Origin of the sequence: Gaetbulibacter sp. M235 (assembly GCF_043876835.1) — a bacterium.
In the GTDB taxonomy this organism is placed as follows: Bacteria; Bacteroidota; Bacteroidia; order Flavobacteriales; family Flavobacteriaceae; genus Yeosuana.
This window is the reverse complement of the sequence record NZ_JBAWJZ010000010.1, coordinates 19382-45893: the sequence shown is the minus strand read 5'-3', so window position 1 is coordinate 45893 and position 26512 is coordinate 19382. Positions and strand designations below refer to the sequence as shown.

At 32.4% G+C, this 26512-nt stretch carries 15 protein-coding genes; 12 read left to right on the top strand and 3 right to left on the bottom strand.

Features of this window, described 5'->3' with window-relative positions; all coding sequences use genetic code 11:
• Positions 1-12: 12 nt before the first annotated feature.
• Both V8G69_RS14510 and V8G69_RS14505 read left to right on the top strand, forming a co-directional pair.
• A complete protein-coding gene (locus V8G69_RS14510; RefSeq protein WP_394882802.1) occupies positions 13-2418 on the top strand; it encodes a cellulase family glycosylhydrolase in 2406 nt (801 codons plus the stop codon).
• A gap of 64 nt (positions 2419-2482) precedes the next feature.
• Complete coding sequence (locus V8G69_RS14505) at positions 2483-2752, top strand: hypothetical protein (protein ID WP_394882801.1); 270 nt, start codon at positions 2483-2485, stop codon at positions 2750-2752.
• A gap of 6 nt (positions 2753-2758) precedes the next feature.
• Here the strand turns inward: V8G69_RS14505 and V8G69_RS14500 are convergent, their stop codons facing one another.
• Complete coding sequence (locus V8G69_RS14500; protein WP_394882800.1) at positions 2759-3649, bottom strand: LysR family transcriptional regulator; 891 nt, start codon at positions 3647-3649, stop codon at positions 2759-2761.
• Positions 3650-3731: 82 nt separating this feature from the next.
• On the opposite strand from V8G69_RS14500, the gene hutH reads away from it, so the two are divergent.
• The 3 genes from hutH to V8G69_RS14485 all read left to right on the top strand — a co-directional run bounded on the left by hutH (position 3732) and on the right by V8G69_RS14485 (position 8636).
• Positions 3732-5222 (top strand): histidine ammonia-lyase, encoded by a 1491-nt coding sequence (gene hutH, locus V8G69_RS14495; protein ID WP_394882799.1) that lies wholly within the window; start codon positions 3732-3734, stop codon positions 5220-5222.
• Positions 5223-5232: 10 nt separating this feature from the next.
• Entirely contained in the window at positions 5233-7233 is a 2001-nt protein-coding gene (locus tag V8G69_RS14490) for a urocanate hydratase (protein WP_394882798.1), read from the top strand.
• Between the two features lie 221 nt (positions 7234-7454).
• Positions 7455-8636 carry an MFS transporter gene (locus V8G69_RS14485; protein WP_394882797.1) on the top strand — a complete coding sequence of 394 codons (1182 nt, stop codon included), beginning with the start codon at positions 7455-7457 and terminating at the stop codon, positions 8634-8636.
• Positions 8637-8877: 241 nt separating this feature from the next.
• Here the strand turns inward: V8G69_RS14485 and V8G69_RS14480 are convergent, their stop codons facing one another.
• A complete protein-coding gene (locus tag V8G69_RS14480; protein WP_394882796.1) occupies positions 8878-10428 on the bottom strand; it encodes a M20/M25/M40 family metallo-hydrolase in 1551 nt (516 codons plus the stop codon).
• Between the two features lie 226 nt (positions 10429-10654).
• Between V8G69_RS14480 and V8G69_RS14475 the strand changes: the two genes are divergently transcribed.
• Positions 10655-12175, top strand: coding sequence for an ArnT family glycosyltransferase (locus V8G69_RS14475; protein ID WP_394882795.1), 1521 nt, complete (start codon positions 10655-10657; stop codon positions 12173-12175).
• A gap of 46 nt (positions 12176-12221) precedes the next feature.
• Here the strand turns inward: V8G69_RS14475 and wecB are convergent, their stop codons facing one another.
• Positions 12222-13313, bottom strand: a complete 1092-nt coding sequence (gene wecB, locus V8G69_RS14470) for a non-hydrolyzing UDP-N-acetylglucosamine 2-epimerase (protein ID WP_394882794.1) — start codon at positions 13311-13313, stop codon at positions 12222-12224.
• 417 nt (positions 13314-13730) lie between these two features.
• Here wecB and V8G69_RS14465 point away from each other — a divergent pair, with 417 nt between their 5' ends.
• The 6 genes from V8G69_RS14465 to V8G69_RS14440 all read left to right on the top strand — a co-directional run bounded on the left by V8G69_RS14465 (position 13731) and on the right by V8G69_RS14440 (position 26509).
• The gene (locus V8G69_RS14465; RefSeq protein WP_394882793.1) at positions 13731-16523 is read left to right on the top strand and encodes a triple tyrosine motif-containing protein; all 2793 of its coding nucleotides are present in this window, start codon (positions 13731-13733) and stop codon (positions 16521-16523) included.
• A gap of 281 nt (positions 16524-16804) precedes the next feature.
• The gene (locus V8G69_RS14460) at positions 16805-19960 is read left to right on the top strand and encodes a SusC/RagA family TonB-linked outer membrane protein (protein ID WP_394882792.1); all 3156 of its coding nucleotides are present in this window, start codon (positions 16805-16807) and stop codon (positions 19958-19960) included.
• 12 nt (positions 19961-19972) lie between these two features.
• Positions 19973-21511 (top strand): SusD/RagB family nutrient-binding outer membrane lipoprotein, encoded by a 1539-nt coding sequence (locus tag V8G69_RS14455; RefSeq protein WP_394882791.1) that lies wholly within the window; start codon positions 19973-19975, stop codon positions 21509-21511.
• A gap of 324 nt (positions 21512-21835) precedes the next feature.
• Positions 21836-23395 carry a glycerophosphodiester phosphodiesterase family protein gene (locus V8G69_RS14450; protein ID WP_394882790.1) on the top strand — a complete coding sequence of 520 codons (1560 nt, stop codon included), beginning with the start codon at positions 21836-21838 and terminating at the stop codon, positions 23393-23395.
• A gap of 1 nt (position 23396) precedes the next feature.
• Entirely contained in the window at positions 23397-24236 is an 840-nt protein-coding gene (locus tag V8G69_RS14445; RefSeq protein ID WP_394882788.1) for an endonuclease/exonuclease/phosphatase family protein, read from the top strand.
• An 8-nt stretch (positions 24237-24244) separates the two neighbouring features.
• Positions 24245-26509 (top strand): glycoside hydrolase family 3 N-terminal domain-containing protein, encoded by a 2265-nt coding sequence (locus V8G69_RS14440; RefSeq protein ID WP_394882786.1) that lies wholly within the window; start codon positions 24245-24247, stop codon positions 26507-26509.
• The last annotated feature ends 3 nt before the right edge of the window (positions 26510-26512 follow it).

Below are 26512 nucleotides of genomic sequence, written 5' to 3'. Positions count from 1 at the left end.
ATTTAAATTGTTATGAAAAATCGAATTTGCGCAAATAATTTTTTTTTCTCAATATTACTGAGTATTTTTTTTAATTTGAATGCAAGCGGACAATTATTAACAGTTAGTGGCAAAAAAATAATTAATAGCTCTAATAATCAAGAGGTTGTTCTCAACGCTATGAATTTTGGCAATTGGATGGTAATGGAAGGATATATGATGAATTCCGTCAATCAAGCACCCGATCAACATACTTGGAAACAGAAACTTACTACTTTAATAGGAAGTACCAATACAGCTACATTTTATAATGCTTGGCTTTCTAATTTTGTAACGTTAGCGGATATACAACAAATCAAGGCTTGGGGATTTAATGCTGTGCGTTTGCCAATTCATTATGAGTATTTCGTCAATGCTGGTTTACCCGATGTATGGAATCCGCAAGGATTTGCAATTTTAAATAATATTATTTCGTGGTGTAGTGCCGAAGGTATTTATGTAATTATTGACTTGCATGCAGCCCCTGGTGGTCAGAGTGCCAATAATATTTGTGATTATGATAGCACAAAACCCTCGCTTTGGGAGAGCACAGCAAATAAGACCAAGACGGTAGAACTTTGGAAAAAATTATCAGAAACCTACAAAAATGAACCTTGGGTTGCGGGCTATGATTTATTAAACGAGCCTGCTTGGAATTTACCAAACGGAACAGATTTAAGAAACATTTATAACGAAATAACATCTGTTATAAGAACCAATGGAGACAATCACATTCTTTTCATAGAAGGGAATTGGTATGCAAATGATTTTACAGGCTTAACCCCAGCTTGGGATGCCAATATAGTTTATTCCTTTCATAAATATTGGACAGCAGCTACAACACAAGATATTAAATGGATAACCGACTTTAGAACCGCACAAAACAGACCAATATGGTGCGGAGAACACGGCGAAAACAGTAATGACCTTTTTACAGAAATGGTCGAAACATTTAATGCTAACAATATTGGATTTTCATGGTGGCCAATGAAGAAATTTATGAGTATAAATGATTTTGCTAATGCACAATGGCCTGCAGGTTATCAAGATCTTCTTAATTATTTTGGAGGAACAAATCCTGGTATTGATCCCGCCACGGCTTTTAATACTGTTATGCAATTAGCTGAAAATATCAAATTGGCAAACTGCACACTACAAACAGAAGTTATACGATCTATTTTTATGCAACCAGATAATAGAAATACAGAGCCCTTCTCAATCAACAATATTCCAGGCAGGCTATACACAGCAAATTATGATCAGGGAATGAATGGATATGCCTATTCTGATAGGGATTGGGAAGATGTACGATATACAACAGGAAATGATACGGGTTGGAATCACGGATGGGGTTATCGAAACAATGGTGTTGATGTTACAGCTACGTCCGATTATTTATCCAATGGTTATACTATAGGTTGGTTTACCATTAGCGAATGGATGAAATATACTGTAAATGTTGCTGTTGCAGGTACTTATTCAATCGAATTTAGGGTTGCTAATGGGAATTCTACAACAGGAACAATACAAATACAAAATGCTATTGGCTCAGAAATATTGGCAACTGTGAATATTCCTCCAACAGGTGGTTGGGAATCTTGGCAAACAATAACAACTACCGGTGCTTTTGCTTCTATAGGGTCACAAGCGATTAGAATAATAAATAAGTCTGGAGAATTCAATGTGAATTCTGTGAATTTTGTTTATTTAAATTCAAATATTCCTCCGGCAGTTCACGTAATTCCTATCGTCAACATCATTTATTTGAAAGGAAACAACGACAATTATGTAACCTATTCGGTTACTAATAATTTGATGTCTAGTACAAGTCCAACTTTAGGAGTGAATGAAAAGTTTACCGTAATTGAAGCGGGTAATGGGCTAATTGCCCTAAAAGGAAGTAATGGATTGTATGTAAGTTTAAACCCTACAATTAATAAATTGTATTGTAGCTCGAGTGTAATTGGAAATTATCAAAAATTTAAGCTGACTGATTTGAGTGGAGCATATAATATAAAAGGGTATAACAATTTATATGTTTCATCAGAAAACGGTTCAACAACGGGACTTACTTGTAACAGAACAATACCTCAAGGATGGGAATACTTCAATTGGGATATAACTGGTACAATTGAAATTTTAAGTATTAAACCATATAATACCGAAAATAGGTTTAAGATATTTCCTAACCCAGCTCAAAATTCAATAACAATAAGTTCGTCAACATATGATAATGTGCTAATTACAATTTATGATTTAAATGGAAGAGAAATAATCAAAACTTCTGTAAGTGGTATCCAATATAAAATTGACGTTAATAAAATTCCAACAGGTACCTATCTAATGAAAATTATTGGTTCAGATAAAACAGAGATCGTTAAATTTATAAAAGGGCAATAAATAAACATCAATGAACCTGAAATATGGAAAACTGAAGAATTAGGAGAATTTGATGATATAAGAAGTGGATTATATACTTCAGACAAAAAACGGACAAGTCAAAGGATTTGAGATTGCTGGAACTGATCAAGTTTTTCATCAAGCTTACGCATATATTGAAAACAATAGTGTATTGGTTTTTAACGACGAGGTAAAAAACCCTATTGCTGTACGTTATCGTTGGATAGGTGATGCATCTCAAAGTAATTTATATAACAAAGAAGGTTTTCACACAGCACCTTTTAGAACTGACGATTGTAAGACGATAACAAAAGAAGTAAAATATAAATTATAACTCAAATTACTTAACATATTCTAAAAATTTCTCTAAAATAGGATTGGTATTATCTTTATTCCAAACTACAGATAATACGGTTCTTTGTGGTATTTTATCTAAATCTATAAATTTTAAATGACTGTTGTCACTCAACTTTAATGAATTAGGTACAATAGAAATTCCAAAATTATGCTCTACCAATTTATAAATTGAGCTTGCATGTATGGTATTGTGAGATATTATTGGTGCAAATCCACTATCATCAAAAATCTGCATCACTTTTTCATGATATGTAGCACTGTATTCAGGATCAAACAATATAAATGATTCATGCTTTAATTGATTCATGTTTTTAAAATTACTACTACTTAAAGGATGATTTTTTGGTAAAACCAAGCAAAATGATTCTGTTAATAAGGGTACAATTTCAACATGTCTTGGAACCCTTTCCATTCTAACAAAACCTATATCAATTTCTTGCGATAACAAACTTTCAATTTGCTTGTTATTATCCATTTCTTTTAATGTAAATACAATGTTTGTATGAGCTTTTCTAAACTTTAACAACAAATCTGGAATCACTTTTTGAATAGCCGACCCAACATAACCAAGTTTTAAATCTCCACCCAAACCATCATTTAGTAATTTAGCATGATTAAAAACATGATCTAAATTTTTTAAATTTCTTGTTAATTCATCCTTAAGGTAAGTACCAACTTTAGTTAATTCTACTTTTCTGTTATGACGCTCAAATAACACAATACCTAAATCATCTTCCATCTGCTTAATTTGCCTACTTAACCCCGGTTGTGAAATGTATAAACGCTCTGCCGCTTTTCTAAAATATAACTCTTCAGCAACTGCCAAAAAATATTTTAAATGACGTAATTCTAATTGATTACTTTTAGGTATCATTACTTATAATAGTTAATATTATTAAGCATCAAAAATAAACATAACTTTGTATTTATCAATTAATAACACAATTTTTTCAACTATGTTTAGATACGGTATAGACAAACTAACAGTTAACAAAGCCATAAATATTTCAAAAGGAAACTTAAAAGCTATTCTAGTCCATGAAGCTATAGCTAAAGTGAATGAAAGCAGAAAGCGAGTTGAAAAAATGGCGCAATCTAACAAAGCTGTTTATGGAATAAATACTGGCTTTGGCCCTTTATGTGATGTGCAAATTACACCTGCAGAAACTAGTAAACTTCAAGAAAACCTTTTAATTACGCATGCTGTTGGCGTTGGAAATCCTATAGATAAACAACTTTCAAAAATCATGATGATTTGTAAAGTACATGCTTTATGTCAGGGTTTTTCAGGAATTAGATTAGAAGTTATCGAACGCATTATTTTTTTTATTGAAAACAACTTGATACCAGTTGTACCAGAGCAAGGATCTGTTGGAGCTTCCGGGGATTTGGCACCATTATCACATTTATTTTTACCGCTAATTGGTGAAGGTGAGTTTTGGGTTGAAGATAGAATTGTATCTGCTGATAAGATTCTTGAAGAAAATAAGCTAAAACCCATTGTATTACAAGCAAAAGAAGGTTTAGCTTTAATTAATGGGACCCAATTTATTTTAGCACATACCATAGTTGGCCTAAACAAAATGAGCTACCTACTTGATTTAGCAGATTTAGCTGGTGCTATGAGTATTGAAGGTTACAAAGGAAGTGCTTCCCCTTTTAAAGAAGCGTTGCACACTATCAGACCATTTAAAGGAAACTTAAAAGTAGCTAAACGCATGAGAATGTTTTTTAAAGATTCTGAAAACATTATGTCCCATGAAAATTGCGAACGGGTTCAGGATCCTTATTCCATGAGATGCATCCCTCAAGTTCATGGCGCTTCAAGAAATGCTTTTTATCATTTAAATGATTTAGCTAAAATTGAAATGAATTCTGTTACAGACAATCCAATTGTTTTAAGCGAAACAGTAGCAGTTTCAGGCGGAAATTTTCACGGTCAGCCATTAGCCATGGCACTGGATTATGCATCTATTGCTGCGTCAGAATTAGGAAATATAGCTGACAGAAGATGTTATTTATTAATTGAAGGCAAATACGGACTGCCTCGTTTACTAACAACCGGAGGCGGATTAAACTCTGGTTTTATGATTCCGCAATACACAACAGCTGCATTGGTTACAGAGAACAAATCGTTATGTTTCCCTCCTTCTGCAGATAGCATTCCAACATCATTGGGGCAAGAAGACCATGTATCCATGGGAAGTATTTCGGGAAGAAAATTTAATCAAATATTAGGCAATCTAGAGAAAATACTTGCTATTGAACTTATGTATGCAGCACAAGCTTTAGAGTTTAGAAGACCTAATACATTTTCAGAGATTATAGAAGAAAATTTTAAGATCATAAGAAATCAAGTTAAAAAACTTGAAGAGGACAGAATTTTAAAAAATGATATTAATGCCATGATAAACCTAGTTATTAATCAATCATTCACAGTTAGATAAATCTAAAAAAATGACATTTAAAGAATACATATTACAAGGAATTCCAACTGATTTACCACCAAAAAGAAATTATCCTTCTGGAATAAACAGAGCTCCAAAACGCAAAGACATTTTATCTAAAGATGAAAAACAATTGGCTATTCGAAATGCTCTACGCTATTTTCCTGAAAAATGGCATCAAGAATTGTCTACAGAATTTGCCGAGGAATTAATTTCTTACGGACGTATTTATATGTATCGATTTAAACCACAGTATGATATGTATGCGCGTTCAATTTCAAAATATCCAGCTAAATCACAACAGGCTGCAGCCATCATGTTAATGATTCAAAATAATCTAAATCCTGCTGTAGCGCAACATCCCGAAGAATTAATTACCTATGGTGGAAATGGTGCCGTGTTTCAAAATTGGGCTCAATATTTAATAACAATGCAATATTTGGCGAACATGACAGATGAACAAACGCTTCATATGTACTCTGGCCATCCAATGGGATTATTTCCATCTTCAAAACAAGCCCCAAGAGTTGTGGTTACCAATGGCATGATGATTCCTAATTATTCACAGCCTAATGATTGGGAGAAATTTAATGCATTAGGTGTTACCCAATATGGTCAGATGACTGCAGGTTCTTTTATGTATATTGGACCGCAAGGTATTGTACACGGAACCACTATTACTATAATGAATGCTTTTAGAAATATATTACCTAAAGGAGATACAACAAAAGGTAAAATATTTTTAACTGCAGGATTGGGTGGCATGAGCGGAGCACAACCTAAAGCTGGAAATATTGCCGGATGCATTACTGTTTGTGCAGAGGTAAATCCTAAAGCTGCCACCAAAAGACATGAACAAGGTTGGGTTGATGAGCTTATTGATAATATGCAACAGTTAATTGAACGAGTTAAAAGGGCTCAAAAGAACAATGAAACTGTATCTATCGCCTACATTGGCAATGTAGTTGATGTGTGGGAACAATTTTATAAAGAAGATGTTTTTATTCATGTTGGATCAGACCAAACTTCTCTTCATATTCCATGGACAGGTGGTTATTATCCTGTTGATATTAGTTATGATGAAGCAAATAAATTGATTAGTGAAAACCCAGAACTATTCAAAGAAAAAGTACAGGAAACACTTCGTCGTCATGCTGAAGCAATAAACAAACATACAGAACGCGGGACTTACTTTTTTGACTACGGAAATGCTTTCTTGCTTGAAGCTTCTCGCGCTGGAGCTGATGTTATGAGTGATAATAACATTGATTTTAAGTATCCTTCTTATGTTCAAGATATTTTAGGACCTATGTGTTTTGATTATGGATTTGGACCATTTCGTTGGGTCTGCACTTCAGGAAAACCACAAGATTTAGATAAAACTGACGAAATAGCAATGTTTGTTTTACAGGAGATTTTTGAAACGGCTCCAGATGAAATTAAACAACAACTTCAAGATAATATCACTTGGATTAAAGAAGCCAAAAACAACAAAATGGTAGTTGGTTCGCAGGCAAGAATTTTATATGCTGACGCTGAAGGACGTTCAAAAATTGCAAGTGCATTTAATAAAGCCATTTCAAATGGTGAAATTGGACCCGTTGTTTTAGGTAGAGACCATCATGATGTTAGCGGAACCGACTCACCTTACAGAGAAACCTCAAACATATATGATGGCAGCAAATTTACAGCCGACATGGCAATCCATAATGTTATTGGGGATAGTTTTAGGGGTGCTACTTGGGTTTCCATTCATAATGGTGGTGGAGTTGGCTGGGGAGAAGTTATTAATGGAGGTTTCGGCATGTTATTGGATGGCACAGAAGAAGCTGAAAAAAATCTAAAAAGCATGCTCTTTTATGATGTCAATAACGGAATAACAAGGCGCAGTTGGGCGAGAAACAAAGAGGCTATTTTTGCAATAAAAAGAGAAATGGAACGCTCACCTAATCTTAAGGTTACATTGCCAAATTTAGTGTCGGATGATTTATTAAAAGACCTTTTTAAATAAATACTTTTTTATAAATATTAAAGGAATTTGATAATAATAAACAAAAAACTACTTTTTACAAAAGTGTAAAAATAATTACTTGGTCATAACTTACTAGGAAATTCTTATGAATTTTCCATTGGCACATTTTCTTTTACTAATTTAGTTCTTACCAACACAACTAATCTTATACAAACCGTTGGAAACAAGCTAAAAATGAACACAAATTCAAACTTATTAAATTGAAATATATAACCAGAACTGTTTGGATCTTGTCGTTGGTAAGTTTGTTTACAGACACGGCCAGCGAAATGCTGTATCCTATTATGCCGATTTATTTAAAATCAATTGGCTTTTCTATTGTACTTATTGGAATACTTGAAGGCGTTGCAGAAGCGACAGCGGGTTTAAGCAAAGGTTATTTCGGCAAACTTTCAGACACTTCGGGCAAAAGAGTTCCATTTGTTCAAATTGGCTATGCTTTTAGTGCTATTTCAAAACCAATGATGGCAATTTTTGTCTATCCCCTTTGGATTTTCTTTGCTCGAACCATTGACCGTTTCGGAAAAGGAATTAGAACAGGGGCAAGAGATGCTATACTTTCAGATGAAGCAACCGCGAAAACTAAAGGTAAAGTTTTTGGATTTCATCGCTCAATGGACACTTTGGGTGCTGTACTTGGTCCATCTTTAGCTTTGGTTTATTTGTACTATTTCCCAGAGAATTACATAACGCTTTTTTTTATCGCCTTTATCCCTGGCCTTTTTGCAGTTTTGGTTTCGTTTTTACTTAAAGGCAAAAAAGCAGATAAAACTAATCTAAAAGTTGTTGCACCTTTTTTTTCGTTTCTAAATTATTGGAAAGTAAGCCCAATAGAATACAAAAGATTAGTCATTGGACTTCTTGCTTTTACGCTTTTCAATAGCTCTGATGTTTTTTTGCTTTTAAAAGCAAAACAATCAGGACTTGATGACACTATGGTAATTGGAGTTTATATTTTTTACAATCTTATTTATGCTTTATTTGCTTTCCCTATTGGCATCATTGCAGACAAAGTGGGACTGAAAAAGATATTTATAATTGGACTTTTATTATTTTCAGTCGTATATTTTGGTATGTCGGCAAACAAAAATCTTTATCTGTTTTTTGGACTATTTTTTCTTTATGGAATTTATGCCTCTGCAACAGAAGGTATTTCAAAAGCGTGGATTTCGAATATCACAGACAAAAAAGATACTGCAACAGCCATAGGAACATTTTCAGGATTTCAAAGCATCTGCACAATGCTAGCAAGTTCATTAGCTGGACTTATCTGGTTTCAGTTTGGTGCAACAATTACTTTTTTAATAACTGCAATCGCTACAATAATTATTGTTGTATACATCTTAACCATTCCTAAACCTGAAATTGCGAGAAATGAATGAGATAAATATTAGACAAGAAAACCAACTGATTTTAAAGTAATTTTCAACTTAATAGAAAAAGCTTTTAAATCGGAAAAATTTAACTACCATCCAGAACAATTTCTTGGGAGCGTTTAAGAACATCAAAATCCTACATTCCATAATTATCAATACAATGGAATGGATGTTTATTAATCAAACAAGCACACAGGGCAGCAAAAGAACTAAAATACAAATCAATAGTACTGCTAAGTAATCGATCTTAATCTTCTCTAGGCAAAAGCGAATCCATTTCTGAAATTTGATAAACCAGTGCAGCAATAACAGTTGCATTAATCATCATATCACGTTCCGGAACATATTCTAAAACGTCTAAATTGGTGTGATGAGTTACTGTTGAATAGTTTAACTCATCTTGAATGATTTGAAATCCAGGTATCTTGTAATAGTCAAAAACCACATGATCGGTACCGCCAGTGTTTTCAATGGTTAAAGCATTCACATCTAAATATGAATATGGTTTCAGCATATCTTCAAAAATGGGTCTTACCGCTTCATTTCCCTGTAAAAAGATGCCTCGCATTTGACCAGCACCATTATCCATATTTATGTAGGCCGAAATTTTTTCTAATTCTGTTTTTCGAGTTGTTTTAGTTACTTTTCCATAGTGATTTTCTGCATAGGCCATAGAACCTAAATACCCTTGTTCCTCTCCTCCCCAAAGGGCTATTCTAATAGTTCGTTTTGGTTTTAACCCAGAGGCTTTAATAATTCGCATCACTTCCATCATTACGGCAGAACCTGAGCCATTATCTGTTGTGCCAGATGCTGAATGCCAAGAATCAAAATGAGCACCAACCATAACAACTTCATCTTTTAATTTTGGGTCTGAACCTATAATTTCTCCGATAATATTTACATTGTTTTCAGGTTTTAAATAGAGTTCTGAATCTAAATGGAATTTAATTTTTGGATTGATTCCTTTGACTATTAAGCGTTGTAGTTTTCCGAAATTTTCTGGTGAAATCGCAAAATAGGGAATTGGCTTTGCATCCGTTTTTTTATAATTATAGGTGCCACCTGGATGAATAATACCTGGGAATAAAGGCCTTGTTGCCATAACATTCATAGCGCCTTCTGCTTTTAGGAATGCAAAAAAAGCATCATCCTTTTTTTTATAGATTTCAAACTCCTTGTCATCTTCAACTAAATCAACATTTGAAGCAGAAGGATCTAACGAATTATTTGGCGCAGTAATAATTGATTTTTTAGCTTCCTCAATTTGTTCTTCCGTAAACCGTGTTGAAAGCGCATCAAATAACATATTTTGCTTTGGTACCGATCCTATCAATATTGTCTTCCCTTGCAATTTTCCACTCCATTTTTCTTTTACTTTATCTAAATCAGAATGACTTTCAATCCAAATTAAATCTCCTATTTGAACGCCATTAGAGCCTTCTGTCCACGCATAAGGATAGGCTTGTATTTTCATATAAGAGGGTGCTGTCATTTCTACATTAAATGATTTTACTTCCCAACCCATACAATCATCACAATAATTTTCGAAATATACTTTATCAACTCCCCAATTTTCTAAGGTTTTCTTTGCCCATTCTGCTGCAGTAAAATATTGATTGGTTCCTGTTAACCGAGGACCATAAACATCTGACAAGTCTGAAATGAGACTCATGACTTGCGATTTCTGAAAGCCTTCTGTATTAATTTTAGAAAGGACTTGAGATTTTGTTTGGCTGATTGCAGAAAATCCTACAAAAAGAAATATAGCGATAAAAATTTTAGAAAAGATTTTCATAATGTGATTCATTATTTATTTGGTTGGTTGGAATGTGATGAAGTTAATAAAGAATTATTAAAACACAACCCATATATGAAAATTTGTTATTTTTAGCTAAACAAATGTTAGTTGTTTGTTTGTCAGTTTTCGATTTTCTTTCGAAAAAATTCTCTCAATCAAACTAGCAACTCACCAATACACAAAGGAGTTGTGCTTCATTATGCCTTCCAAATAAACCATGAGAATGAATAAACAAACCAAGCTAATAATTTTTATTTTCTGTATTTTAAAATTGACACTTCATCTAATTGCGGACAGTCATTCCGGATTTCAAGGAGATGAATTATTGCACATTGAGACTGGTAAACATTTGGCTTTCGGATATATGGAGTTTCCACCACTAATTGGGTTTTTGGCTTTTATTCAAAATCTTTTTGGTAATAACTCTGTTTTTATTCAACATCTTTTTCCTCACATTGCATCCTTACTTATACTTATTTATATTGCTAAAACCACTATTGAATTAGGTGGAAAAAATAAAGCTGTTTTTTTTGTTTTGTTAGCCATCCTTATTGCACCTGGTTTTGGACGCTCTCAACAACTTTTTCAACCTGTAGTTTTTAGTCAACTATTTTGGGTTTTGTCATTTTATCAATTAACCCGTTTTGTGAAATATCTTGATAAAAAATCGTTATGGTATCTCACATTATTTTGCACTTTAGGTTTCTTAGCAAAGTATGACAGTGTCTTTTTCCTTTTTGGATTATCTGCACTGTTGTTTTTCAAAAAAACAAGAACAGCGTTGATCGCGCATAAATTTTGGTTCAATATAATTGTATTTTTTCTGTGTATTTCACCAAATATTATTTGGCAATTCTGTAATGATTTTCCTTTACTCCAAATGACAAACAGGCTTTATGAAACACAATTGGAAAAAATAAGTCGACTTGATATTTTGGTAAATTTAGTTATGGCTATTAACCCGGTAGTATCATTATTAATAGTATTTCCTGCGCTGATTTACATAATAAGACGAAAAGACAACCATATAGTTCGCATATTATCAGTTGTAATTGGTTTATCATTTATTTTGCTTTTATTCAAAAATGGCAAGTCGTATTATTTTTTTCCCATCATATTAACGATACTTCCTTTTGGAGCCATGTTTTGGGAACAAATTGTAATTGTTAAAAGAAAATGGATGATGTATCCTATCACTGTTTTACTGATTTTAGGTACTGCCTTAATTCCCTTTGGTATGCCAGTTTATAGTTTTAATCGTTATCTTGAAAAAGGATATCCATATGAAAAAAAGGATATTAAAGGCGGCAAATATGGTGTAAAATTTGATGAGTATTATACCAAGGAAAAATGGAAAATAACAATGCAAAATTTAAAATCTGTTTTTGACAGTTTACCTGAGAATGAAAAACAGACTTGCATAATTTGGGGCAAACATTATGGGCAAGCAGGTGCGGTAAATCTTTTTGGAAATGAATATAATTTACCAAAAGCATTTTCATTTCACGGAAGTTTTTATAGTTGGACACCTAAAAACAAAATACCGAATACTGTTATTGCCTTGAGTTATCGTGTAGGAGATTTTTTTAAATCTTACTTTGACGAAGTAACATTGGTCAAAACTATTTACAACCCTTATGCTGACAATGAAGAAGAGCTTTATCAGAAAATTTATATTTGCAGAAGGCCCAAACAGGATTTTGGGAAAATGAAAGAATTATTTATGAAAAGAATCTTTGAATAAAAAAATTAAGCACACGATTCATTTATGCTTTTAATCAAATATTTTCTTATTCGTAAATATTCAAGATTTCATTAACAATCCTTTCCGCTGCTTTCCCGTCCCACAAATCAGGAATCCCTCCTTTTTTCCAATTTCCTTCAAATAATTTATGCAAAGTAGATTTTATAGCATTAGGATTAGTTCCTATTAACTCATTTGTACCAATGGTAATTGTTTCTGGCCTTTCAGTATTATCACGTAATGTTAAACATGGAATTCCCATCATAGTAGTTTCCTCTGTAATTCCTCCAGAATCTGTAATTACCGCTTTGCAGTTTTTTACTAAATAATTAAACTCCAGATAACCCAATGGCTCAACCATTTTTAGATTGTTGGCACTAATATTAAGGCTTGAAAATATTTTAGCAGTGCGAGGATGTATGGGAAAAACAATAGGCAAACCGTTCACATTTTTAACTATTTCGTCCATCATTGTCTTCAATTTTTCTGTTTCATCAACATTGGCAGGTCGATGCATTGTTAAAACAAAATATCCTTCTTTAATTAAATTTAAATCATCAAAAAGAACAGGTTTTTTAAATCTTGGTAAATTGGTCAATAATGTATCAATCATTACATTTCCAACAAAAAATATTTTTGATTTATCAACACCAGCATTTAATAAATTTTGGCCTGCTAATTGTGTTGTTGTAAAAAAATAATCGGTAATGCTATCAGTAACCATTCTATTAATCTCTTCGGGCATTGTTAAATCAAAAGAACGAATACCTGCCTCAATGTGAGCCACTTTGATGTTAAGCTTTTTGGCTACAATTGCACAAGCCATTGTTGAAGTTACATCACCAACAACCAGCACTAAATCAGTTGGATTTGCTAATAATTCTTTTTCAAATGCAATTAAAATTGCTGCTGTTTGTTCTGCATGAGTTCCACCACCGCACTCTAAATTTACATTTGGAAAAGGAATGTTAAGCTCATCAAAAAATGTAGCACTCATTTTCTCATCATAATGCTGACCTGTATGAACCAAACGAAAAGAAATATTTTTCCCAAGTAGCGCTTCCTTTTTAATAACATGTATTATTGGAGCAATCTTCATAAAGTTAGGACGAGCTCCTGCGATAATGGTTATTCTCATTATTTTCTTCTGTTTAATTTAATTACGATTGGTTTAAAAACTGTTGATAAAACAATATATCACAAATTTAAATTAAAATCATTATACGAAGGGAATGAAGAAATATAATAAAAAAATGGGTTAACCGATACAGTTTTAAAAATGAAAGCTCAAACAAGGAAGCAACAGCAATTTAAAAAAGAAAGGTTTATACTATTTGATAGCTCTATTTCAATTTGCATGCTACAAAACTCTTAGTAAAAGTGTTCTTAGCATTACCATAACTGCTACCTTAAAAGTAGGCTCTTTAAAATTGTAGAAGCCAACTAATTATTAATGATTAATTACCAATAAATCAAAAAACTGCTTAAATTGCTTTAATTATCATAAAGGTATATGATAATTATAAAAGCAAATGATTATTTTAGTATAAACCTCATGAAACAAGCTATTCACATAGCGCATAATTTAATTTTCTTGTTTTTTGCAATTTGTAATTTGTACGGACAAGAAATTCCTCCTATAGAAAAATTTTCTCCTGAAGATTATGGCGGAGAAAACCAAAATTGGAGGATATCTCAAACCCAAAATAAATTTATTTATGTTGGTAATAATAAAGGGCTTTTAGAATTTAATGGAGCAAAATGGAAAACTTATCAGTCCCCAAACAATACTATAATTAGATCTGTAACTGCTGTAGGTGATAGAATTTATACAGGATGCAATATGGAATTTGGGTATTGGCAAAAAGACAAATTCGGAGAATTATTTTATACGTCTTTAATTCCAAAGTTAAATGAAAAAATGATTGAGGATGAAGATATATGGAACATTATCTCATATAACGAATGGATTCTTTTTCAATCATACAATAGTATCTATTTTTATAATACCAAGAGTGATAATTTTAATGTTATTAACTCAACCAATTTTATAACAAGAACCTTTAACATTAATAATACTATTTATTATAGTGTTATTGGTGAAGGAATCTATAAAATTGAAGAAGGAAAACCAAAAATAGTAATACATGATCCTGTTCTTGATGAAGGTATTATTGTCAATCTTTTTCCATTTGAAGATGGATTACTTATACAGACTAGAAAAAATGGTTTTTATGTTTTTAAAAACAATGTGCTTTCTATTTGGGACATTCCAGCCGCTAACATTTTAAAGAAAACAAATGTCTATCAAAGTATTCAATTAAATGACAGCAGTTTCGTTATAGGAACTATTTCAGACGGGCTCATTTATTTGAGCAGTAATGGGACTCTCATTTATCAAATAAATCAAATAAATGGATTAAGTAACAATACTGTACTATCATTGTTTGAAGATGTTGATGAAAATATTTGGATTGGTTTAGATAATGGAATTAATTGTATGAATCTAAAGTCCCCTATTAGAATTTTTACAGATAATGAAGGAAGTCTTGGAACTGTTTATGCAATATCAATTTTTGCTAATAATTTATATTTAGGAACTAATCAAGGTCTCTTTTTTAAAGAAATGGGAAGTGACAAACCATTCCATTTTATTGATGGTACAGCTGGTCAAGTTTGGAGTTTGTTTATTTACAATAACGAGTTGTTTTGTGGACATCATTATGGAACTTTTATTATCAATAAAGACAAAGCGACATTAGTAGCAGACAAACTAGGCACATGGAATTTTAGACAAATCCCAAATAAAGAAAACGAATTATTACAAGGCAATTATGGTGGTTTATATATTTTATCCAAAAATAATGGAACATGGGGTATAAAAAATAGAATAAATGGATTTGATAATTCGGTGAGGCACTTTGAAATACTGAACAAAAATGAAATATGGATCAGTCACGGTTATAAAGGTGTTTTTAGGTTAAAAATTAATGATAATTTCGATTCCGTTACTGATATCTTCAGAGATCCAACGCTTCCTATTGAAAAATATTCAAGTTTAATAAAATTTAAAAATCATCTTTTATATGCTTTTGAAAAAGGCGTCTTTAATTATGATTATCAGGAAAATGAGTTTAAAAAAGACACCATACTAAGTCCTATAGTAACAGACGCAACCTATATGTCTGGAAAATTAGTAGTTGATGAAACTCAAAAACTGTGGGCTTTTTCAAAAGAAAACATAAGTTACGTAACTGTTGATAATTTGACAAATCAATTCAAAATCAATAAAATATCGATTCCTGACAAGCTAAGAAAAGCAATGATTGGGTATGAAAACATAACACATCTTAAAAATAATACGTTTTTATTAGGAACCGCAAACGGTTATATTACTCTTGATCTCTCAAGCATTGATCAAAATAAGGGTTATGACATTTTTCTCAATACTATTGAAATAAAAAACCCTGAAAAAGCAAACATTAGTGTAGACTTTCATAAATCAGGTGAATTTAAGGGCGAATTTAAATATATCAATAATTCAGTTGTTTTTAATTATAGTGTTCCAGACTATAATAAGTATCAAACAATAAAATATCAGTATAAACTATTAGGACGCTATAACCAATGGAGCGAGTGGACACCAAAACCAGAACTTGTATTTGACAACCTCCCCTTTGGCGATTATACTTTTAAAATACGTGCCAAAATTGGAAATAAATTATCCAATAATGTCATAAGTTATGATTTTGAAATTTTGAAACCTTGGTATTTATCTTACTCTGCCATTATACTATACTTATTTATTTTATTGGGTATTACATTATTTACCCATAAAACCTATAAAAAATATTATAAAAAACAACTTGAACACAAACAATTGGAAAGCGAGCAATTAATTATTAGCATTAAAAATGAAAAGTTGAATCAAGCAATTGAAAATAAAAATAGGGAATTAGCTATTTCAACCATGAGTATTATTAAGAAAAATGAATTATTAGCTAGTATAAAAAAAGAGTTAAAAAATAATCCTCAAAAACAAGACAATGCATCAGTAATAAAATTAGTAGATGATAATTTGAATACATTAAAAGACTGGAGCTTTTTTGAAGAAGCCTTTAATAATGTTGACAAAGATTTTTTGAATAAAGTCAAAAAAGTGTACCCAGATTTAACCCCAAACGATTTACGCTTCTGTGCCTACTTACGTTTAAACTTATCATCAAAAGAAATTGCTTCCTTGCTTAATATTTCAGTTAGAAGTGTTGAAACTAAACGATATCGAATGCGAAAAAGAATGAATTTAGAGCATAAAGAAAGCCTTGTTAATCACATCTTAGATATTTAACACCACAACAAACCTAAATTTTACTACGTCATTACCACGACAACGTGGTTCAAATGCAAAAAGTTAAATTTTTTAACATATTTTTTTTCTACCCTTCCGAGGCTATATTACTATACAAATTAGGATATGCATAGCTTTAAAATTATAATGTTCGTTTTTTGTAGTAGTGTTTTTTATGAATCCGACATTTTTTCCATGTAATTTTAACAAAAGCTTAATTACATAGAACTAAAAATAAATGTATTTAAGTTTAAACAATGTCAAACTAAACTTAATTAATTATGAAATTAAAACTATCTTCTAAAAGGGTAAAGATGCTTTTTTCGCTTTTTTTATTCTTTTGTGTTTTTGTCACTACGGCACAGACTTTTGAAATTAAAGGAAATGTGACCGATGAAAGTGGCATACCTTTACCTGGTGTTTCTGTAGTTGTAAAAAATACAACAAAAGGAACATCAACAGATTTTGATGGTAAATTTATACTGTCTAATATTCAAAAAGGAGAAACGCTAGTTCTCTCTTTTATTGGATACACAACAAATGAAATTACAATTAATAACTCGGATTATTTAAACATTTCTCTTGCTGAAGAAACTCAAGCGTTAAATGAAGTGGTTGTTACAGCCTTAGGTATTAAAAGAGAAGAAAGAGCCCTTGGTTATGCCGTTCAAAAAGTGTCTGGAGAAAACCTACAAAAAATCTCTGTTGTCAACGTTGCAACATCGCTTACAGGAAAAGTATCAGGGCTTTTGGTAAAAAACTCATCTGATTTTGGTGTAGCTCCATCACTTACTATTCGGGGCGAAGAACCTTTATTAGTAATAGATGGGGTTCCGTATAACAACAAGTCTCTTGGTGATATCTCATCAGAAGACATTGAATCCTTAAGTGTTCTAAAAGGAGCAACAGCTTCAGCCCTTTATGGTTTCCGTGGTGCAAATGGTGCCATTTTGGTTACAACCAAAAATGGTAGTACTAATGAGGGTCTTGGAATTTCAACAAGTTTTGCTACTAACACCATGTTTACTGCTGGATTTTTAGCTATTCCAGAGCGTCAGGGTATTTATGGTCGTGGTACAGGTGGTACTTATAATATAAACTCAGATAGTTCATGGGGACCTGTTATGGATGGTACAATCCGCACCCAATGGGATCCATTTTTGAAAGATTACAGAGATTATGAGTATCTACCTGTTGGTAAAAACAATTTTGCCAACTTTTTAGAACAAGGATACATAACTAACAACAACATTAATGTTGGATACAAAGGCGATGTACTGGCTCTTAGAAGTTCTATTAACTGGATAGAAAATAAAGGTCAATACCCAAATTCATCATTAGACAAATATACTTATACTTTTGGCGGAGATGTTAATTTAGATAAATTTAAAATGAGCTCTAATTTCTCATACGCTAATCAACACACTCCTAATTTAGGATCAAATAGTTATACTGCTTATGATGCTATGTATTCTTTGCTTATTTGGTCTGCAGCAGATTTTAATGTTTTAGATTACAAAGATAATTATTGGCTTGTTCCAGATCAAGTTCAAAATTTTACATATAAAGGAGGATCAAACAACCCATATTTTGACCGTTACGAAAGAACAAATGAAACTTCTCGCGATATTTTTAATGTCGATTTATCTTTAAGTTATCAACTTACTGACTGGTTGAAAGCTAGTGTTCGTGCTGGATATGATTCTTATACAGATAAAGGAGAACTACGAATTGCTGTAGGTTCTTATCAGTCATCAGGTAATACAGGTATCCCTGGTAATCCTTACACTTGGATAGGTGGAGGTAAAACAGGAGCATATGGTATAGGTTTAAGTTCCGGCCATAGTATTAATGCTGACTTACTTTTAACAGGTGATAGAACTATTATTGATAAAGTTAAAATAGATTATCTTGTAGGTGGGTCAATATATAATAAAGAAGATAGTAACTTTTTAGCTAATACAAATAATGGTCTTACTGTTCCTGGATTTTTCTCATTGGCAGCATCAAAAGATCCTGCATCTGTTAAAACAAGCGTTATCGGTCAACAAGTAAATTCTATATTTGGTCGTTTAGCTTTCTCTTATGACAATTTTCTTTTTTTAGAAGCTACAGGACGTAATGACTGGGCTTCATCGTTACAAATAAAAAATAAAAATAATAAAGTTGATTATTTTTATCCCTCTTTAGCTGTCAGTTTTGTGGTTTCTGAACTTTTGCCAGAATCAACAAAAAGTTGGTTAGATTTATTGAAATTTAGAAATTCATGGACAGTATCAAAAAAACCAGCAAGTCCATATACTGTTAATAGTTCTTTTAGTACTAGTAATGCCATTTGGGGTCCAAGTTTTAATGCAGGATATTCTCCTACTGCTCTATATGATGCAGAAAATATCCTTCCTGAAAAATCTACAACTATAGAATATGGTTTACAAGCTATGTTATTTAAAAATCGCATTGGTTTTGATGTATCCTACTATCAAAAAGAAACTGTAGATTTTGTAAAGTATGCACCTGTATCACAAGCTTCCGGATATAATAGTACTCTTATAAATATTGGAGAAGGGATAGAGCGCCGAGGATGGGAAATTTCACTTAATGCTACACCATTTAAAACTAAAGACTGGCAATGGACCTTAGGTGCCAACTGGTCAACTTATGCACGTTACTGGACCAAGATAGATGATGTTTATACCACTAAAAATCCATGGAATAAAGTTGGAGAGCGAATTGATAACTTCTTAATTAGAGACTATCAAGTTGACCCAGAAGGAAATCATATCATTGGATCCAATGGTAGAGAAGTATTTAATGGATTTGATACTAGATACGGCTATACTGATCCAGATTATATTTGGGGTATAAATTCAAATTTAAAATATAAAAATTTTGAATTATTTATTTCTTTAGATGGTGTAAAAGGTGGTCTTACAAACACAAGAACTGAAAGTTATATGTGGCAAGCAGGAGGACACCCTGATTCTGTTACTCCTGAAAGAGCACTAGATGTTGCTACTCCTGGTTCTAAAAACTGGCTTTCTCAAGGCGTACAAGTAGTATCAGGTACTGTAACTTATTCTGATGCTTTTGGAACTGTTCTTTCTGACACCCGTGTTTATGGACCAAATACAACATATACAACATATCAAGATTATGTTAAAAACGTACACAACAGTAGTGCTTGGGGTGGTACAGGAAGACCTTTAGATACTTATGAAAAAACATTTTTTAAACTACGTGAAATTTCTTTAACATATAATATTCCTTCTAAATTCTTACAAGGATGGGGAGCCAAAGAAGCATCAATAAGTTTTGTTGGACAAAACGTGTTTTTATGGGCTAAAGACTTCAAATATTCTGACCCAGATGGTGGTTCTGAAGACTTTGCAGACCCAGCAGTACGATATCTTGGCGGCAATATTAAATTAACTTTTTAATCTTATCAACTTATGAAAAATATAAAACATATAATTGTAGTCTTATTTTTTCTTGTAATTGCTAATTCATGTAGTAATTATGAGGAATTAAATACAAACCCTGACGCTGCAACAAGTGTTTCTCCTGATATGCTTGCTGCTGGGGTATTGAAAGGCGCTTTTAGGTTTTGGAATCCAAATCCTAATGATTTCACAACAGGAAATTTACAAGCACATCATCTTGTTAATCAAGATTTATCTGGGGAACAATATTACAATCCCTATCCTTATGGTTCTTTTGGTTCATTCCAAAATTTAACTGATCTTAAACGAATGGTTGAATTTTCTGAAGGATCGGTATCTGAATCTTCATATAAAGGGTTGGCCTTATTTATGAAAGCTTGGTATGGTTTTAATAATACAATATCTATGGGAGATATTCCATACTCTGAAGCTGGACAGGCAGAAGAAGGAAACGTAACTCCAAAATATGATACACAAGCAGATGTTATTGCTCAAGTATTAGAAGATTTGAAAGCTGCAGAGCAATTTTTTGCAGCAGGAACAACTTTTAGTGGAGATATCATGTATAATGGAGACCCTACTAAATGGCGCAAGTTATGTAATGGAATGCAGTTAAAAGTTATACAAACAATTAGTAAAAAAGCTTCAGCTGCTCAAAAAACACGTTTCGCAGAAATAGTAACTGCTAATAATTTATTAGGTAGTAACAGTGATAATTTTAAATTAACTTACACTGATTATTCTGGAACAAACCATCCTTTTTATACTGCAACTGAAGCTAGAAGGCTTAAAGACATCCCTTCTAAGTTAGTGGTTGATATGTTGAAAAAATATAATGATCGTAGATTATTTTATTTTGCAGAACCAGCTACAGCATTAATTTCTGGCGGCATGCAAGCAAATGAATTTTCTGCATATGAAGGGGCTTTATCATCATTGTCAAATGGAGTTATTACATCTAATAATCAAGCTGGCAACTATTGTACAATAAACAAACGTTATGGAGAAGTTCATGCCGGAGACCCTATGCTTAAATTTACTTATGCAGAACAATGTTTTATTATTGCAGAAGCAATTGAGGAAGGCTGGGTTTCTGGAGGCTCTGCCGCAGCAAAAGTTTACTACGAAAATGGTGTAAAAGCTATGCTTGATTTTTTCAAGAGTTTACCTGCGGCTTCTGCAGCTAATTATGCTCACGGAATGGCAATAGATCAAACCTATATTGACAACTATTTTACAGGAGATGCCGATTACGCAATGACTGGTACCAAAACAGACCGCGAACATCAAATATGGGATCAAAGATATCTTATAGATTTCTTTCAAGGCAATGGATTAAATTACCCTCAAATTCTTCGTACAGGATATCCTGTATTACCTCTAGACCCAGCAACTAGCCTAAATCCAGAGGATAACACACTTTACCCTAAACGTTTGAAATATCCAACATCTGAAATAACTACTAATCCTGGTAATTATCAAGCAGCAATTGATAGCCAGTATGGTGGATTTGATGGTATTAATAAAGTTCCTTGGTATTTGCAATAGTATATAAAATAGTAAATTTAGTTTAATATTATTTGAGTTAGTTTTTTTATTAATTTTTATAGACCTAAAGGGTCATAAACAATCCCTTTAGGTCTTATTTAAGACAATAATCTACTCTTTGATAAAGTGGATAACCATTTTGTGTTTAATGGGATATAAATATTTCAAAAAAATTAAACTTTAAAAATTAACAAGAAACTCCTCTCAATTGAGGGGGGTTTTTATTTTAGCATTAGAGTATTCAACACTATTTCAAAAATTATTTTTTATAAGCTGTTTCTGTTGTTTTTATTAATAGCAGATTCAGCTTTAAAAAAATCAAAAATGAATAATTTAAAAAGAAAAAACATAATAATATTAATTTTAATTCTTTTGTTAGCTTGTAATTCCCATAAATCATATTCAAAACAAGGTGTTGTTTTTTCAAATAATAATATTATTGCACATCGCGGTGCTTGGAAAACCAATAACCTGCCACAAAACTCAATTGCTTCCCTAAAAAATGCTATAGCTTTAAAATTTAGAGGCTCTGAGTTTGATGTTAGAATGACTGTTGATGATTCATTAATTATCAACCATGATTCAGATTATAACAATTTAGTAATAGAAGAAACAACTTATGCAGATTTAGCAAATTTCAAACTTTCAAATGGAGAAAAGCTGCCTACTTTAAGGGAGTATATTTTAGCAGGTATTGAAAATAACAACACAACACAGTTAATTTGTGAGATAAAACCATCTGATTTAAATAAAGAAAGAAGCCTATTAACAGCCACAAAAGTAGTACAATTGGTTAAAAACCTTAAGGCACAAAATAGGGTTGCCTACATTAGCTTTGATTATGATATACTTAAAAAAATAAAGGAATTAAATCCTTTTGCATCTACTCAATATTTAGAAGGTGATAAATCTCCCGAGGAATTAAAAACGGATCGTATAGATGGTGCAGATTATGAGTTTACAGTTTTTAAATCTCATCCCGAATGGATTGAAAGTGCCAAAAACAATAACATAATATTAAATACTTGGACTGTTAACGATGTTTCTGATTTAGATTGGGCCATAGCCAACAATTTTGATTTTATCACTACGAATGAACCCGAATTATTAAAAGAAAGAAACAAACACCATTCAAACTTATACAAAGGCTATCATTTAATATGGTCTGATGAATTTGAATATTCTGGATTACCAGATTCAACTAAATGGGGCTATGAAGTTGGGGGTTATGGTTGGGGGAATAATGAACAACAATTTTATTTAGAAAAATCCCTTGAAAATTCTTTTGTAAAAGATGGTATGTTACATATTGTTGCCTTAAAAAAGGAGCATGAAAATTCTCAATACACCTCAGCCCGATTAATAACCTATCAAAAGTTTTCATTGCAATATGGTAAAATTGAAGTCATGGCAAAATTGCCAATAGGCAAAGGTACGTGGCCAGCCATTTGGATGCTTCCAGAAAGCCTTCTTAAGAAGACCGAAAAATGGCCTCTTTGTGGTGAAATAGATATTATGAAGCATGTTGGTAAAGCACCAAACGTAATCCATACATCATTACATTCTGAACTTTATAATTTTTTTAAAAACAACCAATACACCCATTTTGACAAATTACCGGACGTCATAAATAGTTTTCATTTATACGGAATTGAGTGGACTTCAAACAGTATTAAATTTTTCATAGACAACAACTTGTTCTATGAAGCTATAAAAGGTGAAAATAGTAAAGAGACTACCAACCAAGGTTGGCCGTTTGACAAACCTTATTTTTTAATTCTAAATCTCGCCATTGGTGGTAATTGGGGTGGTGAAATTGATGATAGTATTTTTCCGGCCGAAATGCAAGTAGCATATGTAAGAGTGTATCAAAAATTAAATTAATATGAAAAAAACAGCTTTTTTACTTTTGTTTTCTTTAGTAAGCATAATTTCTAATGCACAAACATTAAAAGTTATGACCTACAATATCCGTTTAGATGTTGACGTCGATGGAGAAAATGCTTGGCCACTTCGCAAAGGATTTTTTACTTCTCAAATACAATTTTATGGACCTGATATTTTTGGCATTCAAGAGGCAAAACCAAATCAGGTGGTCGATATTGAAACTACTCTAAAACAATATAATCATGTTGGTATTGGAAGAGATGGTGTTGGCGAAGGAGAATCTTCAAATATTTTTTATAAAAAAACCCGGTTTATTCTTAAAGAAACAAATACGTTTTGGCTCTCTGAAACACCCGATAAAGTTTCAAAAGGTTGGGACGCTGCTTTTAATAGAGTTTGTACTTATGCATTGTTAAAAGATAAGCAAACCAAAAAAAACTTTTGGGTATTCAATACTCATTTAGACCATATGGGTGAAGTTGCCAAAACCAAAGGAATACAATTAATCCTTTCAAAAATTGATGCATTAAACACAGAAGATTATCCTGTGATTTTTATGGGTGACTTTAACTCTGAACCTGATGCAGAGAGGATTATTAATCTTAAAAAAGAAATGAACGATACGCGTGCCGTTTCCAAAAATCCGCCTTTTGGCCCTTCTGGTACCTTTAATGATTTTAAACATAACGAACCCGTAACAAAATTGATAGATTATATATTCACCTCAAAAAACAACAAGATCAATGTTCAAAAATATGCAGTGCTAAGTGACTCAAAAGATTTGAAATATCCTTCCGACCATTTACCTGTTTTTGTAATTCTAAACTTTATTAAATAAGATAATCCATGATAAAAAGTGTCTCTAAAATAGTTATTGCTATACTTTTTTCTTTTCTATTTATTTTTTGCGGTAACAAAACCGATTTAAAAAATAGTTCAACAACAAATAATAGGATTGAGCAAAAAGTTGACTCAGTATTAGCTTTAATGACCCTAGAAGAAAAAATAGGTCAACTAAATCAATATACCAGTGACTGGACAGCTACTGGCCCTATTACCATAAACCCCAACAAACAAGAAGAAATAAAAAATGGCTTAATTGGCTCCATGTTAAATGTTTTAGGAACAACATATACAAGGAAATATCAAGAATTAGCTATGCAATCACGGCTAAAAATTCCCTTGTTGTTTGGTCTTGATGTCATTCATGGATATAAAACCACATTTCCAATCCCTTTAGCAGAAGCTGCTAGTTGGGACATGGAAGCTATTGGTCTATCTGCTAGAATTGCTGCTACAGAAGCCTCTGCTAGTGGCATCCACTGGACCTTTGCTCCTATGGCAGATATAGGTCGTGACCCACGTTGGGGAAGAGTCATGGAAGGAGCTGGAGAAGACACTTACTTAGGCTCAAAGATTGCCTATGCAAGGGTAAAAGGGTTTCAAGGAAATTTGGGTGATGTCAATTCTGTAATGGCCTGTGCCAAACATTTTGCCGCTTATGGTGCTGCCATAGGAGGAAGAGACTATAATTCAGTTGATATGAGCGAAAGAATGCTTTGGGAGACTTATCTGCCTCCATTTAAAGCAGCCTTAGATGCAGGAGCTGCCACTTTTATGAATTCGTTCAATGATTTAAACGGAATACCTGCAACAGGAAACAAATACCTGCAAAGAGATATTCTAAAAGGAAAATGGAACTTTCAAGGTTTTGTGGTTTCTGATTGGGGTTCTATAGGAGAAATGGTTAAACACGGTTACGCAAAAGACAATAAAGAAGCAGCATTACAAGCTATAACCGCAGGAAGTGATATGGATATGGAAAGCAATTGCTATAGAAATAATTTAGTCCAATTGGTAAAAGAAAACAAAGTCCCTATTGCTTTGGTTGATGAGGCCGTAAAGAGAATACTTTATAAAAAATTTGAGTTAGGATTATTTAACAATCCTTTTAAATTTTGCAACCCAGAACGGGAACAATATGAACTGAACAATCCTGAGCATACAAAAGCAGCAAGAGATATTGCAAAAAAAAGTGTTGTTTTATTAAAAAACCAAAATAATTTACTCCCGCTATCTAAAGAAATAAAAACCATTGCCTTCATTGGACCGATGGTAAAACCAAAAAGAGCAAATCATGGTTTTTGGGCCATTAATTTAAAAGATGTTGATTCAAGCTATATTGTTTCACAATGGGATGGTTTACAAAACAAAGTAGGTAAAAACACCAAACTTTTATATGCTAAGGGTTGTGATATTGATGGAGAAGACACTAATGGTTTTTCTGAAGCCGTTAAAATTGCAAAACAAGCTGATGTTGTAATATTAAGCATTGGTGAAGGATGGAACATGAGTGGCGAAGCCAAAAGCAGAAGCAATATACATTTTTCTGGGGTTCAAGAGGATTTAGTAAAAGTTATTCAAGCTACAGGAAAACCTGTTGTAGTTTTAATTAATGCCGGAAGACCGCTTATTTTTAATTGGACAGCCGATAATGTTCCCGCAATTATTTACACTTGGTGGTTAGGTAGTGAAGCAGGAAATGCCATTGCCGATGTTTTGTTTGGTGATTACAACCCTTCTGGTAAATTACCTATGTCATTCCCAAGGGAAATAGGTCAAATTCCTATTTATTACAATTATTTTAATACAGGAAGACCAGCCGATAACGAAACCAACACTAATTATGTTTCAGCATATATCGACTTAAAAAACAGTCCTAAATTTCCTTTTGGTTATGGGTTAAGCTATACTACCTTTAAATATTCTGATTTGAAAGTATCCAAAAAGCAAATGACAGATAAAGAAACTATTGAAGTTACTGCAAATATTACCAATACAGGTAAAGTTTCTGGCGAAGAAGTAGTGCAGTTTTACCTAAGGGACAAAGTTGGATCAGTAGTAAGACCCATTAAGGAGTTAAAAGATTTTCAAAAGATAGCATTGAAAGTTGGCGAATCTAAAACAGTTACATTTATTATAGATAAAGAAAAACTGTCTTTTTATAATCAAAAAGCTGAAAGGATTACTGAATTAGGAGAATTTGAGATTATGATTGGGGCTTCCTCTGCCGATATCAGATTGACAGATTATTTTGAATTAATTGATTAAAAA